The sequence below is a fragment of the Kribbella solani genome (assembly GCF_014205295.1).
Classification (GTDB): Bacteria; Actinomycetota; Actinomycetes; order Propionibacteriales; family Kribbellaceae; genus Kribbella; species Kribbella solani.
This window is the reverse complement of the sequence record NZ_JACHNF010000001.1, coordinates 1,020,938-1,036,505: the sequence shown is the minus strand read 5'-3', so window position 1 is coordinate 1,036,505 and position 15,568 is coordinate 1,020,938. Positions and strand designations below refer to the sequence as shown.

Sequence of the window (15,568 nt, the reverse complement as noted above, 5' to 3'; positions counted from 1 at the left end):
TGCCCCAGGAACTCCTGGGGCAGTGCCAACACCTTCAGCGGCGCCGCGCCACCTACCAGCCCCGCTCAGCCAGCCGATGCGGCTGCGGAATCTCGTCGACGTTGATGCCGACCATTGCCTCGCCCAGGCCGCGGGAGACCTTGGCGATGACGTCGGGGTCGTCGTGGAAGGTGGTGGCCTTGACGATGGCCTCGGCGCGCTGGGCCGGGTTGCCGGACTTGAAGATGCCGGAGCCGACGAAGACGCCCTCGGCGCCGAGCTGCATCATCATCGCGGCGTCGGCCGGGGTGGCGATGCCGCCGGCGGTGAAGAGGACGACCGGGAGCTTGCCGAGCGCGGCGACCTCCTTGACCAGCTCGTACGGGGCCTGCAGTTCCTTGGCCGCGACGTACAGCTCGTCCTCCGGCAGGTTCTGCAGCTTGCGGAGCTCCTGGCGGATCTGGCGCATGTGGGTGGTCGCGTTCGACACGTCACCGGTACCGGCCTCGCCCTTGGAGCGGATCATCGCCGCGCCCTCGGTGATCCGGCGCAGCGCCTCGCCGAGGTTGGTCGCGCCGCAGACGAACGGCACGGTGAACTGCCACTTGTCGATGTGGTTCGCGTAGTCGGCCGGGGTGAGCACCTCGGACTCGTCGATGTAGTCGACCCCGAGGCTCTGCAGCACCTGCGCCTCGACGAAGTGACCGATCCGGGCCTTGGCCATCACCGGGATCGAGACCGCGCCGATGATGCTGTCGATCATGTCCGGGTCGCTCATCCGGGAGACGCCGCCCTGGGCCCGGATGTCGGCCGGCACCCGCTCCAGCGCCATCACCGCGACCGCGCCGGCGTCCTCGGCGATCTTCGCCTGCTCGGCGGTGACGACGTCCATGATCACGCCGCCCTTGAGCATCTCCGCCATCCCGCGCTTGACCTTCGCGGTACCGGTCTCGGGCGGGCTCTGGTTCTCGGTCACTGCGACTCCTTCTGCTGGTCTGTCCTCACATCCAGGTTAGGAGCTTCTCAGCAGCTATCTTCAGTCCACTCTGGATCAAGTGGACTGACTGATCGCCGTACCCAGCCGGGCGACCACCATCCGGAGCGTGGCCGGCGGCGCGGTGAACGGGATCCGGATGTGCCGACGGTCGGTCGCGTCCGGCGTGAACAGGTCGCCCGCACCGAGCAGCAGCCCTTGTTCACGGGCAGCTTCCAGTACGCGCCGTGCTCTGGTCTCGGTGAGCTCCAGCCAGAGCGTCATGCCACCTGTAGGCGTTGGCCACACCACACCATCGAGTGACTTGAGCCCTGTCTCCAGCGCGTTCAGATTGGTGCGCAGTCGCGTACGCCGCCGGCTGATGACCTTGTCGAGCTTTGGAATGATCGCCTGTGCCAGCAGGTCATCCAGCGCACTTGGTGAGGCCACGCTGAGCTGTGCGGCCGTGTTGATGCGCCGCCTCAGCTGCTTGCCGGTTCGTACCCATCCGACCCGTAGTCCGCCCCACACTGTCTTGGACAGCGAGCCGACACTGACAGTCCGTGGGTACCGGCTGAGTGGCTCGGCCTGTTTCCCACTCGCCAACCAGAGTGGCCGCATGGTCTCGTCGCTGATCAGTGCAGCGCCGTAGCGTCGGGCGATCTCCACTACTGCCGTACGCCGATCTGCGGGCAGGCTGAGGCCAGTGGGGTTGTGGTTGTCCGCCTGGAGATAGATGACCTTCGGCCGGTGCCGTCTGCACAGGTGGGCGAGCTGGTCGGTGTCCCAGACACCCGCCGGCCAACCGGCAACGTCCAGCCGGTGCTTACGCAACAGATCGAAGGCAGCCGGGTACGTAGGGCTTTCGGTGATCGCTACGCCCGGCCCGAGGTCCAGCCCGGCCAGCGCTGCGTTCAGACCGGCTGCTGCGCCGACAGTGAGCGTCAGCTGACTCGGTTCAGTCGGTACGCCCTCCTGGGTCAGGCGCTCCGCCAGTGCTACCCGTAGCTCTTGCGAGCCACCCGGTGGCGGTCCGTCGCCACCCATTGCCTGCGGCAGTCCGTCCTCGATGATCTGCACGGCTGCCTCAGCCACGTCATGTGGTGCAGCGGTCGTGGCGAACCGCAGGTCGAGCACCGGTTGGTCCCCTGCCGTGACAGTGGACACCGGCGCGACCGGGTCGAGTAGGCGGTCCAGTGGGCGTACGACAGTTCCGGAACCGCGTTTGGTCTCCAGTACGCCGTCTCGGCGCAGGTTCTCCAGTGCGCGGACCACGGTGACCCGGCTCACCCCAAGCCGCTCCGCCAGTACGCGCTCGGAGGGCAGCCGCGAACCGATCGACAGCTCGCCGCGCTCGATCCGCCGCAGGACGAGCCCCTCGACCTGCTCAGTCTTCGTCCCGTCCATCGCATCCAAATCCCCCACCCGCCACATAAGTCCAGCGTGCCACAACTGGCCTTACAACCCGACTCTGGGAACCCACCACGCACTTTCCGGCAGCGAAAACGCGCGGTGGGTTCTCAAAGTGTCGGGGGCGGGTGTGAGGATCGGGGGGTGGATGAGAGGTGGGGGATCGCGCCGGAGGGCGGTCGGGGCGCGGTGCTGGTGGGGTTGCGGGCGGATGGGGAGCCCGTGGGCGAGGTTCGGCACGAGGTGGATCTGGTGGCGGCGGTGGCGTCGCGGCCGTCGGTGACGCGGTGGGTGTGGCGGTCGACGGCTGAGGTGTACCCGCGGTTGCTCGCCGCGGGGGTTCGGGTCGAGCGCTGTTACGACATCGAGAACACCGAGGGCCTGCTGCTCGGTCATGCCGGCCGGCTCGGCCAGCCGCGATCGGCCGCCGCGGCGTGGGCCCGGCTCACCGGCGCTCCGGTACCGGCCGATCCCCCGCTCCGCGCTGTCGTACCAGGCGATCAGTCGTCGCTCTTCGACCTCCCGACCGAGCCGATCCCGTTCGAAGCGCTCCTCCGGGTGTACGCGGATCAGCTGAAGCGGCACACCACCACCGAGTACCCGGACCGGATGCGGTTGCTCACGGCATCGGAATCGTCGGCGATGCTGATTGCCGCCGAGATGGATCTGGCCGGGCTGCCGTGGAGCGCCGACGAGCACCGGGCCGTACTGAGCGAACTGCTCGGCGAACGCTTCGCCGGTACCGGCGAGCCGCGCCGGCTGACCGAGCTGGCCGACGAGATCTCCGCGGCCTTCGGGCATCGGGTCCGGCCGGAGCTGCCGGCCGATGTGCTGAAGGCGTTCAAGCAGGCCGGGTTCCAGGTGAAGTCGACGCGGAAATGGGAGCTCGAACATCTCGGCCATCCGGCGGTCGCGCCGCTGCTGGAGTACAAGAAGCTGTACCGGATCTACACCGCGAACGGGTGGAGCTGGCTGAACGACTGGGTCCGCGACGGGCGGTTCCGGCCGGGGTTCGTGCCGGGCGGGACGGTGTCCGGGCGCTGGATCACCAACGGTGGTGGCGGTCTGCAGATCCCGAAGGTGATCCGGCGTGCCGTCGTCGCCGACCCCGGCTGGCGGCTGGTCGTCGCGGACGCGTCCCAGCTCGAGCCGCGGATCCTGGCCGCGATCTCCCGGGATCGCGCCCTCATGGAGGTCGCGAGCGATCCTGGCGACCTCTACAAGTCGGTGTCCGACCGGGCGTTCTCCGGGGACCGGGCGCAGGCGAAACTCGCCGTTCTCGGGGCGATCTACGGGCAGACGTCGGGCGATGGCCTGAAGAACCTCGCGATGCTGCGCAAACGGTTCCCCACAGCAGTCGAGTACGTGGACGCCGCCGCGCGCGCCGGCGAAGACGGCCGCTTGGTCCGTACCTACCTGGGCCGCACCTGCCCGCCGGCCGGCCACCGGCTGGACGATGTGCTGCTGGACGACCCGGACACGGAGGTCCCGCCGACGGACCCGCGGCACGCCCGCGCCCGGGGTCGCTTCACCCGCAACTTCGTCGTCCAGGGCTCCGCCGCGGACTGGGCGCTGCTGATGCTCGCCGCGCTCCGGCAGGCGCTGGCTGGTCTCACCGCCGAGCTGGTCTTCTTCCAGCACGACGAGGTGATCGTCCACTGCCCCGCCGGCGAAGCTGAGGAAGTTACAGCTGCCATCCAGCAAGCCGGCAATCTGGCCGGCACGCTCACCTTCGGCTCGACCCCCACCAACTTCGCTTTCACCACGGCAACCGTGCAAACCTACGCCGACGCCAAGTAGCTCAAATCCGGCGTCCGCCACGGTCACCCCGGTACTGTGGTGCGCGCCCGCCCCCGCTACCGAGGAGGACGTCTGATGGGTCGTGGGCTGAGCGCCGCGGAAGTGGCGGAGCGGGTCGCGGCCGGAAGGACGAACGCGATCCAGGTACGCACGAGCCGTACGTTCGGGCAGATCGTCCGGGCGAACGTGTTCACCTTCTTCAACGGCCTGCTGGGTACGTTGCTGGTCGCCGTCATCGCCACCGGCAGCTGGCAGAACGCACTGTTCGGTCTGGTCATCCTGACGAACTCCGGGATCGGCATCTTCCAGGAGGTCCGGGCCAAGCGGACACTGGACCGGCTGGCGCTGCTGAACGTCACGCATGTCCGCGTGGTACGCGACGGCGAGGTCAGCGAGGTCGGCATCGCCGATGTCGTCCAGGACGACCTGGTCCGGATCGGCAGTGGCGACCAGGTGCCGGCGGACGGACCGGTGCTGCGGTCCGAAGGGCTGGAGCTGGACGAGTCGCTGCTGACCGGCGAGTCCGATCCGGTGCACAAGCGCCCCGGTGACGAGGTGCGATCCGGTGCGATCGTGGTCGCCGGCGAGGGTGACTTCACTGCGACGTCAGTTGGTGCGGAGACGTACGCCGCCAAGCTCGCGTCCGAGGCGCGCAAGTACCAGGTCACCCGGTCCGAGCTGGTCGCCGGCACGACGCTGCTACTGCGGCGGATCTCGCTGATCCTGCTGGTGGTCGGGCCGTTACTGCTGTGGGCACAGTTCCGCAGCAAGGACAACAAGACCTGGCAGGAGGCTGTCACCGGTACGGTCGCCGGGCTGGTCGGCATGATTCCCGAGGGTCTGGTCCTGCTGACGTCACTGGCGTTCATGCTGGCGATCATCACGCTGGCCCGTCGCAAGACGCTCGTCCAGGAGCTGCCGGCGGTTGAGGGACTCGCTCGCGTGGACGTGGTGTGCCTGGACAAGACCGGCACGCTGACCAGCGGTGAGATCGTGCTCGACCGACTCGTACCGCTCGCGGCGGACGACCGGACCGAGCAGGCGCTGGCCTTGGCCGCGGTGAGCGATCGGCCGAACGCTACCGGGCAGGCGATCGCCGAGTCGTACGCCTCCACCACGCTGACCGCGCTCGCCCGCGTACCGTTCTCGTCGGCGCGCAAATGGCAGTCCGTGACCACCGCGACCGACACGTGGGTGCTGGGCGCGCCCGAGATGGTCTTGACGCGTACGGACGACGCAGCCACCGCGGATGCGCGCGCACAAGCCGACGAGATCGCTTCGCAAGGGCGCCGGGTGCTGGTACTGGCGCGGGGCTCGGTGCGCGAGGGAGATGAACTGCCGGAGCAGCTCGTACCGGTCACGCTGGTAGTACTGGCCGAGCGGATCCGCGACGACGCGGCGCCGACGATGCAGTACTTCACCGAGCAGGGTGTCGAGCTGAAGGTGATCTCGGGCGACAACCCTCGTACCGTCGGTGCTGTTGCCGCGGCGGTCGGCGTACCGGGCGTGCACGGCGCGGACGATGCCGTCGATGCCCGTACGCTGCCTGAGGATCTTGACGAGCTGGCCGACGTACTGGATCGGTCGTCGGCGTTCGGGCGGGTCAGTCCGCATCAGAAGCGGGCGATGGTCGCGGCGTTGCAGCGTCGCGGGCATGTGGTGGCGATGACCGGTGACGGCGTGAACGACGCGCTCGCGTTGAAGGACGCCGACATCGGGGTTGCGATGGGCAACGGTTCGGCGGCGACCCGCGCGGTGGCGCAGCTGGTGCTGCTGGACGGGCAGTTCCGGCACCTGCCGGACGTGGTCGCCGAGGGCCGCCGGGTGATCGCGAACATCGAGCGCGCGGCGAGTCTGTTCCTGGTGAAGAACGTGTACTCGCTGCTGCTGACGGTGATCACCGCCACCACCTTCGTCGCGTACCCACTGGCGCCGATCCAGTTGACGCTGATCTCCAACCTGACGATCGGTATCCCGGCATTCTTCCTGGCGATCGCGCCCAACAAACAGCGGTACGTGCCCGGGTTCCTCGGACGGGTGTTGCGGTTCGCGGTTCCGGTCGGCGTGGTGACCGCGATCTGCGCGTTCGCCGGGTACCGGTTGGTGCGGGTGTTCGACAGCGGCGCGAGCGTGGCCGAGGCGCGTACGGTGACAACCGTCGTCGTGCTTGTCGTGTCACTGTGGACGCTGTCGATCCAGGCTCGGCCGTTCAACCTGTGGAAGACGGGGCTGGTCGCGACGATGGCTGCGTTGGCGGCGATCGCGGTCCTCGTACCGCCGCTCGGCCACGGCATCTTCCTGCTGGAGGTCAGCACCCACCGAGTCCTCGGCGGCCTGGCAATGGGCACCATCGGCATCCTGCTGATCGAAATCGTCCGCGCCGTCAGCGCACGCCTCCGGCCAACCCATTCGTAGGTTCAGCTGCCGTCACACTCACCACCGCCTTAAGCACGCGGTCAATCGCCGTCACACTCACCGCCGGCTGAAGCGCGCGGTCAGCTGCCGTCTTCGAGTTCGATGGTGGTTGGCATGGGAGCCCGCCCTGCCAACCGGAACCACGTGACCAGCCGGCGATGACGCAGGTCTCGGGTCGACACGACCACATCGTTGTGAAAGCGCCTGGCCAACTGCACGCGCCGCATCGCCAGGTTCAGCTCACCGGCCCACGGCTCGGTATCGGTGCCGACGGCATGGATCGCGCGAGTGAGCGCCGACTCGGCCTGCTCACGTACCTCCATCGCGGCGAGTGACGCGGCCCGCGCGTGATGCGCGGCGTCCAGCAGCAACAACGCCGACGCCGGGTCAAGTACCGCGGCACCAGCCACCTCAGCCGCCAGCGCAGACCGCTGAGCCAGCTCCTTCTCCAGCGTGGCGCGGGCGAGGTCCACCCGCGCATGCAACCGGTCCAACCGGCCGGCGGTCCAGCTCGCGTACGCGCCGAACAGCAGCAGCACCGCGCCGATCGCGATCAGCAGCCAGGAGATCTCCACGGACCCATTCGATCACCCTTACGGAGCGCTGACGGTCCAGCCGGTTCCGGTTACCGGCACCGGCTCCGGCACTAGCGTCGTGATCATGGCTGATATCGGCGTACTCGGCGGGTCCGGCTTCTACTCGTTCCTGTCCGACGTGGAGACGATCGCGATCGACACCCCGTTCGGCCCACCGAGCGAGCACCCGGTGGTCGGGGAGCTCGGTGGCCGGCAGGTCGCGTTCATCCCGCGGCACGGCGCGGACCACCGGTTCCCGCCACACCGCGTGAACTACCGGGCGAACCTCTGGGCGCTGCGCGCGCTCGGCGTACGCCAGGTGCTCGCCCCGTGCGCGGTCGGATCGCTCCGCCCCGAGCTCACGCCAGGCACCTTCGTCGTCCCGGACCAGTACGTGGACCGCACTTGGGGGCGACCACACACGGTGTACGACGGTGCGCCGGTCGTTCACACCTCAGCCGCCGACCCGTACTGCCCCGCCGGCCGGGCGACGGTGATTGCCTTCGGCAACGTCGTACCCGAAGGAACCATGGTGGTGATCAACGGACCACGGTTCTCGACCCGGGCCGAGTCGCGCTGGCATGCGGCGCAGGGCTGGTCGGTGGTCGGTATGACCGGCGCACCCGAGGCCGCGATCGCCCGCGAGCTCGCTCTTTGTTACACCTCGGTGGCCGTCATCACTGACCACGACGCCGGCGTCGAAACCGGCAGCGGCGTTACCCAGGCGGAGGTCTTCGCGGCGTTCACGGACAGCATCGAACGGCTGCAAACCTTGCTGAAGGCCGTTATCACCCAGCTGCCCGACGCCGACTGCAGCTGCCGGCACTCCCTGGACGGCACCGCCGCGGCAGAGCCGGTGGTCGCGGTATGAGGGTTCTGGTTACCGGCGGCGCTGGGTTCATCGGGCGGCAGGTACATCGGCAGTTGGTTGCTGAGGGCCACGAGGTGGTCGTGCTCGACTCGTTTCGCGCTGACGTTCATGCGCGGCGGCCGGAGCCCCGGCCTGGTCTGATTGTCGGCGATGTTCGCGATGCCAGTACGGTCGCCGCCGCGGTCGAACGGGTCGACACCGTCATCCACCTGGCGGCGAAGGTCGGGCTCGGGGTACACCTCGACGACATCGACGACTACGTCTCCTCGAACAGTCTCGGTACGGCCGTACTGCTCAAGTCCCTCGGATCGGTTCGCCGGCTCGTGTACGCCAGCTCGATGGTCGTGTACGGCGAAGGGCGCTACGACTGCGCCGTCCACGGACAAGTCGCGCCAGGGCCACGCCGTACCGAGGACCTGGACGCCGGCCGGTTCGAACCACCCTGCCCGTACTGCGGCGCGCCGCTCTCCCCCGGCCTGGTCACCGAGGATGCACGACTCGATCCACGGAACACGTACGCCGCGACGAAGCTGCACGGCGAGCACCTGGCCGCCGCCTGGGCCCGCGAGACCGGCGGGCGGGTGACGGCGCTCCGGTTCCACAACGTGTACGGGCCGGGGATGCCGCGGGACACGCCGTACGCCGGGGTCGCATCGGTCTTCCGGTCGGCCCTCGACCGTGGCACGGCGCCGCGCGTGTACGAGGACGGCCGTCAGCGCCGGGATTTCATCCACGTCCACGATGTCGCCACCGCGGTCACCGCCGCGACCGCCGCGCTCCCCGATCAGCCGCCGTCGATTGTCTACAACGTCGGCACCGACAGCATCCACACCATCGGCGACCTCGCCGCCGGATTGTCAACAATCTACAATGGACCGGAGCCGGTGATCACCGGGCAGTACCGTCTCGGCGACGTACGCCACATCACCGCTTCGTCGGCCAGCCTCCGCGCCGACCTGTCCTGGAAACCCACCCACACCCTCACCACGGGCCTAGCCGACCTCCTGACCGCCGACCCACCCGCTACTGACTGCAGTTGAGCTGGCCACTGGCGCCCCGACCTGCTGGGCGTAGGTCAGCCTGCAGGCAAATCCACCTTGAAGCTGCACCCAGTGGCAGTGTTGGTCACACCAATCGTGCCCTCATGCGATTCAACAACCCCACGAGCAATAGCCAACCCCAACCCACCGCCGATTCCACTTTTTCCGCTGGCGGAGGGCACCGTTTCCGGGGTGCGTTGGGCGTCTCCGCGCCAACCGACGTCGAACACCCTCGGCAAGTCAGCAGCGGGAATGCCGCCGCAGGCATCCGTGACGGCCAACCGGACCCGGCCATCGGCCTCACGGTCCACGGTGACCGTAACCTCTCCACCAGCCGCGGTATGGCGAATCGCATTACCCACCAGGTTCGTCACAGCACGGCTCAGCTCATCCGGATCGCCCTGGACCGCGAGCCGATCATCACCGGCCGGCGTCGCGACCGTCAGCCGTACGCCCTCCGCCCGCGCGTGCTCGCCGTTCTCCCCGGCAACGTCCTCAGCCAGCTCCCGCAAACTCACCGCCGACCGCCGCCGCGGCGGAGGAGCCGTCGACAACCGGGACAACTCGAACAGGTCATCCACCAACCCAGTCATCCGGTCAACAGTCGCGCGCATCTGCCGCAACGCGCCCGGCACGTCGTCGATCACCCCGTCCTCAAGCCCCTCCGAAACAGCTCGCAAACCAGCCAACGGAGTCCGCAGATCATGCGACATGAACGCGACGAGCTCCCGCCGGCTCGCCTCCAACGCACGCTCCCGGTCATGCGAAGCCGCCAGCTTCTTCCGGGTCATCTCCAGCTCGTCAGTCAGCTCGGCCAGCTCCGCGGGCACGGTCCCACCAGCACCCTCCAGCGGCTCGTACGAACTGCCGAGCTGCCGCACTTGCCGCCCGACCGCCCGCGAACCGGCACTGATCCAATGCCCCAGCAGCACCGACATCGCCAGCCCGAGCAACGCCGCGAACGCCAGCGTCCACAGCACCACCCACGAGTCGTGCGCCGAAATGAACATCGCCCGTACGCTCTGCAGGACCGCCGCCAGCGCGGCAACCAACGGCGCCAGCGCCGCCACGATGATGGTGATCCGCAACGACCGCCCCCGAAACCGCCACAAGGCCGCCGCCCCACCCGCGGCCACCACCAACGTCCACAACGTGGTAAGCCCCAAAATCGTGAACATATCCTTGCTCATCAGTCCCCCACCCCCATCAGCACCCCAGCCCACAGCAAGACACCCACACCCAACAGCACCCCGACGCTCAGCAAGGTGTCCGCGTTCAGCGGGGTCCGGGCATTCAGGCAGGTGCCCACGTTCAGCGGGGTCCGGGCGTTCACGAGGGTGTCCGCGTTCAACGGGGTGGCCGCGATCGGCGGGGTTGTGGTGTTCGTGCGGGTGGTGGTGTTCATCAGGTGCCGGCTGAGAAGAGGTAGCCGGTGCGGGGGACCGTGAGCACGAGTTTCGGGTCGGACGGGTCGCTCTCGATCTTCTCTCGCAGGCGCCGGACATGCACCGTCACGGTCGACGAGTCGCCGAAGTCCCAGCCCCACACGCGGCGGAGCAGTTCCACCTTCGTGTACGCCTTGCCCGCATGCGCCACCAGGTACGCGAGCAGGTCGAACTCCCGATGCGTCAGCGACAACTCGGCATCGTTCAGGTACGCGCGCCGCGCCGCCGTGTCGACGAGCACCGGGCCGGCGCTCAGCTTGGTCGGCGTCAGATCGAGCCCGGCCAGGCGCTCCTCGCGACGGACCATCGCCTGCACCCGCAGCGTCAGCTCGCGCGGGCTGAACGGTTTGACCACATAATCGTCCGCGCCGACCTCCAGCCCGACCAGCCGATCCTCTTCCTCGCCGCGCGCCGAGAGCATGATCACCGCCGCGCCGTCGTCGGCCGCGCGCATCCGGCGGAGTACGTCCAGGCCGGAGAGTCCGGGCAGCATCACGTCCAGTACGACGACCGACGGCTTCCACTGCTGCCAGACCTCGACCGCGGACGCGCCGTCGGCCACCACGCGGGCGTCGTACCCGGCTTTGGTCAGGTACGCCGAGACGACGTTGGACACGGTCGGGTCGTCATCGACGACGAGCACACGAGTAGCCACCTTCAGAGCGTAGATCGTCCACCCGGTCCCACGCCCCACCAGCACCGCTACGCCCACCAACGTAAGCGACCCGTAGTCGCGCTGGGGCGCCGGGGGCGGTGGTTCGTCCGTACCGTCGAAGCGTGTTCGTCGATCTCGTGCTGCCGTGCCTGAATGAGGCCGCCGCCCTGCCCTGGATTCTCGGTCGGCTCCCACCGGACGTGCGGGCCGTTGTCGTCGACAACGGTTCCACGGACGGCTCGGCGGAGATCGCGGCCGGGTTGGGCGCGGCGGTCGTACACTGCAAGGTCAAGGGGTACGGCGCCGCGTGCCACGCCGGGCTGGAGGCGGCGCGGGCCGAGGTGGTCGCGTTCATGGATGCTGACGCGTCGCTCGATCCTCAGCAGCTGATGCGGGTCATCACGCCGGTACTCGCGGGGTACGCGGACCTGGCCGTCGGGCGCCGGCGGCCGGTGTCGCGGCGGGCGTGGCCGTGGCATCTGCGGTTGGCGAACGCGGAGTTGTCGCGCCGGATCCGGCGGCGGACCGGCGTCGCGCTGCACGACCTCGGACCGATGCGCGCCGCCCGCCGGCAGCCGCTGCTGAACCTCGTGATCGCGGACCGGCGGTCCGGGTACCCGTTGGAGACCGTGGTGCGCGCGGCCGACGCCGGTTGGCGGATCGTGGAGATCGACGTCGACTACCTACCGCGCTCGGGACGCTCGAAAGTAACAGGCACACCCCTCGGCGCCGCACGAGCCGTACTGGACATGTCGAAGGTACTGACAGGCCCGACGACGCCGGTGTTGAAGGCGCAGGCGTGGAGGGCGGCGGCGCGGAAGACGCCGGCGCGGATGAGCCGCGTGTGGTTGAGCCGCGTGTGGTTGAGCCGCGTGTGGTTGAGCCGCGTGTGGAAGGGGCGGGGGCGGTGACTCGGGGGACGGTGATTGTGATCGCGAAGGCGCCTGTGGCTGGGCGGGTTAAGACTCGGTTGCAGGGGGAGTTCAGTGCGGTCGAGGCGGCGGCGTTGGCACGGGCTTCGCTTGGTGACACGTTGAGTGCGGTGCAGCGGGCGGCGGCCGGGCGGCGGGTTGTTGTACTGGAGGGTGAACCGGGGTCCTGGTTGCCGGCCGGGTTCGAGGTGGTCGGGCAGCGCGGGGATGGGCTGGATGAGCGGCTGGCGGCCGCGTTCGAGGATGTGTACGACGGTACGCCGATGTTGCTGGTCGGGATGGATACCCCGCAACTGCGCCCGGAGTTGCTCGGGTTTCATTGGTCCGGGCACGACGCGGTGCTGGGGCTCACGGAGGACGGTGGATATTGGTGCCTTGGGCTCCGAAAGCCGGACCGACGGGCCTTGGTCGGCGTACCGATGTCCACCGATTACACCGGTCGCGATCAGCTACGCCGTTTGCTGGCACTGGGATTGCGCGTACGTATGTTGCCGACGCTGCGAGACATGGACACGCCACGCGACGCCGCCTGGCTGGCAGCAGAGTTTCCAGCACTACGGATGTCGCGGCTGCATCGGCGGCTGCAGCACGCGGCACATCCAGGGGCCTTGTTCGAACAGGCGCTCGGCGGCAAGGCGCGAGTGGTTGCCACCGGCATCGATGGACGCGCCGTGCCGGCGTTGTCGGAGCTCGATCGGTGGTCGGCGCCCGCGGATGAAGTGGATCGGCTAGCCCTCAGCCGGTGCGAGGGACCAGTACTGGACGTCGGGTGTGGTCCAGGGCGGATCGTGATCGCGCTGGCCGAGCGTGGAATCCCGGCGCTCGGCGTGGATGTGTCGCCGCGGGCGGTTTCACTGACGACAGCTCGCGGGGCGGCGGCGCTGCACCGTCCGGTACAAGACCCGCTGCCCGGCGAGGGGCGGTGGGGCAGCGTGTTGCTGATGGACGGGAACATCGGGATCGGTGGTGCACCCGGCGTACTCCTCCGCCGCTGCGCCGAACTGGTCCGCCCGGACGGTCTCGTACTGGTAGAGGTCGATCCGGATGACGAGTTGGACGAGACCGCGCCGATCGTCCTCCACAGCACCACCGGCCGCCGCTCCAGCCCGTTGCCCTGGGCAAGGGTAGGCACCCACGCGCTGATCCGCCACGCCCACCACTCCAACCTCCATCCCACCGAAGACTGGCGCACTCCCCACCGAGCCTTCCTGACCCTCCGCCGAACCAGCTGATGCGCGGCCAGTGGGTACTCGCAGGTGTTGTTGCGGCTGCGACCGCGGGGGTGGTTGTGGCCGCGGCAGCCCACCAGTGGGTGGTAGTCGTGGGGACTGTTCTGGTCGCCGGCGCGGTGTGGCGGTTCGGGCGGGGTCTGACGGTTGGTGCGGTGGTAGCTGTGGCGGTGGTTTGCCAAGTACCAGGGTTGACCCACGCGCCCATCACCAGCACGGACGCCTACCGCTACGTCTGGGACGGGCGAGTACAACTCTCCGGCCACTCCCCGTACGCGCAGGTGCCCCTCGACGACACGCTGGCGAAGCTCCGCGACCCCATCCTCTTCCCCGGCCTGTCCCCGACCCAGAAGTCAGGCGTCACCGGCGTACCCAAGAACCCCGCGCAACTCCCCGTCGACGACGCGCGAACCAGAATCAACCGCCCAGGCGTGCCAACCATCTACCCACCGATCGCCGAGGCGTACTTCACCGTGGTCGCGCTCGTCACGCCCTGGTCCGCCGGCACCCTCGGGGTTCAACTGGCCGCCGCGCTGATCGCGATCGCACTCACCTGGCTACTCGCGGTACAAGACCCGCGCTGGGCCGCGTTGTGGGGTTGGTCACCGATCGTCGCGATCGAGGCCGCCAACGCCGCCCACGTGGACGTCCTCGCCGCCCTCCTCATCGCCGCTGCCGTCATCACCACCGCCCGCCGCCCGAAGCTCGCCGCGATCCTGCTCGGCGCGGCCGGCAGCGTCAAGCTGCTCCCGTTGCTACTCCTCCCAGCCTTCCGCACCCGCCGCCCACTGGTTGCCCTCAGCACCTTCATCGCTACCTATCTCCCGCACGTGCTTGCCGTCGGCATCCTTGTCGCCGGCTTCCTGCCCGGCTACCTCGACCAGGAAGGGTTCTCCGACGGCAGCTCCAGATCCGCGATTCTCGCGCTCCTGTTACCTCCTGAGGCCCGCCAGCTGACCGCCGCGGCGCTCGCGATCGCCCTCGCCGCGCTCGCGTTCCATCGCACCCGCCGCGATCCGATCGCGCTCACCTGCTGCTGGCTGTACGGCGCCGCGCTGCTGATCGCCACGCCGACCTACCCCTGGTACGGCCTCCCGCTGATCGCCCTGGCCGTACTCGCGCACCGCCCCGAATGGCTCGCCGTCCCACTCGCCGCCTACCTCGCGTACGCGAGTTTCGGCCACCCCACTCGCCAGGGCCTGATCCACCTCGCCGCCCTCGCGGTCGTCGTGATCGTGATCACGCTGCGTCGCCGGATTGTTGCCAAATCAGGTTTGACCGCACCGCCATCGGCAACGAACACTGACGAACGTGACACAACGCATCGCCATCGCGACCTCGGCCGGGTACGCCGAACTGCATCCGGATGAACGCCCGCTCCTCGACGCCCTTCGCGCCGCCGGACTCGACCCGGTCGTCGAGGTCTGGACCGACCCGTCGGTCACCTGGTCGGCGTACGACGCGGTGCTGCTGCGTACGGTCTGGGACTACTTCCTGCGCTACGCCGAGTTCACCGAATGGCTCGCCCTGCTCGACAAGTCGGGCGTACCAGTACTGAACGACACCGAGCAGGTGCGCTGGAACAGCGACAAGCAGTACCTGCTGGAGTTGCGCGAGAAGGGCGTGGCGATCGTCCCGTCCCAGGTCGCGGCGGGTGCATGCTTGCGCGAGGTCGTGGCCGGCCTGACCGGTCAGGAGATCGTGATCAAGCCGACCGTGAGCGGTAACGCGCTGCACACGGTTCGTGCGCTCGCCGGTTCGCCGGAGCTCGACCAGGCACTCGCCGAGCTGCCCGACCTGGTGTACCTCGTGCAGCCGTTCCTGCCGGAGATCCAGTCCGCGGGCGAGTGGTCGCTGCTGTTTTTCGACGGCGAGTTCAGCCACGCGGTGGTGAAGCGCCCGGCGGCCGGCGACTACCGGGTCCAGGAATCGTACGGCGGCCAGGTCATCCCCACCGACCCGCCCGCCGACGTACTGGCGACCGCCCAGGCGGCGCTGTCCGCGTCCGGCCCGACCCCGCTGTACGCCCGGGTCGACGGCGTCGTCGTGAACGGCCGCTTCCTGCTGATGGAAATCGAACTCATCGAGCCCTACCTGTTCCTCCCCCAGTCCCCCACCGCCGCCACCCACCTCGCCACCGCCCTGGCCACCGCCCTGGCCACCCGCCTCACCTCCAAAACCAGCTGAGGGGTTCACCTCTCAAACTGCCCCTTCACTCCCCGCATGCGATGGGTGAAGGGGCAA

Annotated in this window: 14 protein-coding genes; 8 read left to right on the top strand and 6 right to left on the bottom strand. The window is 68.9% G+C overall.

Translation table 11 applies throughout. The annotated features are described in order from the left end of the window. Window positions 1-52: 52 nt before the first annotated feature. On the bottom strand, window positions 53-955 hold the full coding sequence (gene pdxS / locus HDA44_RS04500; RefSeq protein WP_184831583.1) for a pyridoxal 5'-phosphate synthase lyase subunit PdxS: 903 nt from the start codon (window positions 953-955) through the stop codon (window positions 53-55). A gap of 75 nt (window positions 956-1,030) precedes the next feature. Continuing rightward, entirely contained in the window at window positions 1,031-2,359 is a 1,329-nt protein-coding gene (locus HDA44_RS04495; protein ID WP_238352358.1) for an aminotransferase-like domain-containing protein, read from the bottom strand. A 147-nt stretch (window positions 2,360-2,506) separates the two neighbouring features. On the opposite strand from HDA44_RS04495, the gene HDA44_RS04490 reads away from it, so the two are divergent. After that, on the top strand, window positions 2,507-4,162 hold the full coding sequence (locus tag HDA44_RS04490) for a bifunctional 3'-5' exonuclease/DNA polymerase (protein ID WP_184831579.1): 1,656 nt from the start codon (window positions 2,507-2,509) through the stop codon (window positions 4,160-4,162). 75 nt (window positions 4,163-4,237) lie between these two features. After that, entirely contained in the window at window positions 4,238-6,577 is a 2,340-nt protein-coding gene (locus HDA44_RS04485; RefSeq protein WP_184831577.1) for an HAD-IC family P-type ATPase, read from the top strand. An 80-nt stretch (window positions 6,578-6,657) separates the two neighbouring features. Here HDA44_RS04485 and HDA44_RS04480 read toward each other — a convergent pair whose 3' ends face one another. Continuing rightward, a complete protein-coding gene (locus HDA44_RS04480; protein WP_319044868.1) occupies window positions 6,658-7,152 on the bottom strand; it encodes a hypothetical protein in 495 nt (164 codons plus the stop codon). Between the two features lie 85 nt (window positions 7,153-7,237). Between HDA44_RS04480 and HDA44_RS04475 the strand changes: the two genes are divergently transcribed. Further along, the gene (locus HDA44_RS04475; RefSeq protein WP_184831575.1) at window positions 7,238-8,023 is read left to right on the top strand and encodes an S-methyl-5'-thioadenosine phosphorylase; all 786 of its coding nucleotides are present in this window, start codon (window positions 7,238-7,240) and stop codon (window positions 8,021-8,023) included. Then, a complete protein-coding gene (locus HDA44_RS04470; RefSeq protein ID WP_184831573.1) occupies window positions 8,020-9,063 on the top strand; it encodes an NAD-dependent epimerase/dehydratase family protein in 1,044 nt (347 codons plus the stop codon). Before HDA44_RS04475 ends, HDA44_RS04470 begins: the two co-directional genes overlap by 4 nt. A gap of 35 nt (window positions 9,064-9,098) precedes the next feature. Here the strand turns inward: HDA44_RS04470 and HDA44_RS04465 are convergent, their stop codons facing one another. Genes HDA44_RS04465 through HDA44_RS04455 form a run of 3 tightly spaced genes read right to left on the bottom strand, consistent with a single transcriptional unit; the run spans window position 9,099 to window position 11,163 of the window. Then, a complete protein-coding gene (locus HDA44_RS04465) occupies window positions 9,099-10,241 on the bottom strand; it encodes a sensor histidine kinase (protein ID WP_238352357.1) in 1,143 nt (380 codons plus the stop codon). A gap of 11 nt (window positions 10,242-10,252) precedes the next feature. Next, complete coding sequence (locus tag HDA44_RS04460) at window positions 10,253-10,468, bottom strand: hypothetical protein (protein WP_184831569.1); 216 nt, start codon at window positions 10,466-10,468, stop codon at window positions 10,253-10,255. After that, entirely contained in the window at window positions 10,468-11,163 is a 696-nt protein-coding gene (locus HDA44_RS04455) for a response regulator (RefSeq protein ID WP_184831566.1), read from the bottom strand. The genes HDA44_RS04460 and HDA44_RS04455 overlap by 1 nt, the downstream gene beginning before the upstream one ends. Window positions 11,164-11,285: 122 nt before the next feature. Between HDA44_RS04455 and HDA44_RS04450 the strand changes: the two genes are divergently transcribed. From HDA44_RS04450 to HDA44_RS04435, 4 genes are read left to right on the top strand one after another with little or no spacing between them, the layout of a single operon-like run. Continuing rightward, entirely contained in the window at window positions 11,286-12,074 is a 789-nt protein-coding gene (locus HDA44_RS04450; protein ID WP_184831564.1) for a glycosyltransferase, read from the top strand. After that, entirely contained in the window at window positions 12,071-13,327 is a 1,257-nt protein-coding gene (locus tag HDA44_RS36625; protein ID WP_202887170.1) for a DUF2064 domain-containing protein, read from the top strand. Before HDA44_RS04450 ends, HDA44_RS36625 begins: the two co-directional genes overlap by 4 nt. Further along, window positions 13,327-14,694 (top strand): MptA/MptB family glycosyltransferase, encoded by a 1,368-nt coding sequence (locus tag HDA44_RS04440; protein WP_475584079.1) that lies wholly within the window; start codon window positions 13,327-13,329, stop codon window positions 14,692-14,694. The genes HDA44_RS36625 and HDA44_RS04440 overlap by 1 nt, the downstream gene beginning before the upstream one ends. Then, on the top strand, window positions 14,636-15,511 hold the full coding sequence (locus HDA44_RS04435; protein ID WP_184831560.1) for an ATP-grasp domain-containing protein: 876 nt from the start codon (window positions 14,636-14,638) through the stop codon (window positions 15,509-15,511). The genes HDA44_RS04440 and HDA44_RS04435 overlap by 59 nt, the downstream gene beginning before the upstream one ends. Window positions 15,512-15,568 lie beyond the last annotated feature (57 nt).

Coding starts and splice junctions, on each gene's coding strand:
- HDA44_RS04465 (WP_238352357.1), bottom strand. CDS start 10,241: ATGTTCACGATTTTGGGGCTTACCACGTTGTGGACGTTGGTGGTGGCC.
- HDA44_RS04440 (WP_475584079.1), top strand. CDS start 13,327: ATGCGCGGCCAGTGGGTACTCGCAGGTGTTGTTGCGGCTGCGACCGCG.
- HDA44_RS04495 (WP_238352358.1), bottom strand. CDS start 2,359: ATGGACGGGACGAAGACTGAGCAGGTCGAGGGGCTCGTCCTGCGGCGG.
- HDA44_RS04485 (WP_184831577.1), top strand. CDS start 4,238: ATGGGTCGTGGGCTGAGCGCCGCGGAAGTGGCGGAGCGGGTCGCGGCC.
- HDA44_RS04470 (WP_184831573.1), top strand. CDS start 8,020: ATGAGGGTTCTGGTTACCGGCGGCGCTGGGTTCATCGGGCGGCAGGTA.
- HDA44_RS04460 (WP_184831569.1), bottom strand. CDS start 10,468: ATGAACACCACCACCCGCACGAACACCACAACCCCGCCGATCGCGGCC.
- HDA44_RS04475 (WP_184831575.1), top strand. CDS start 7,238: ATGGCTGATATCGGCGTACTCGGCGGGTCCGGCTTCTACTCGTTCCTG.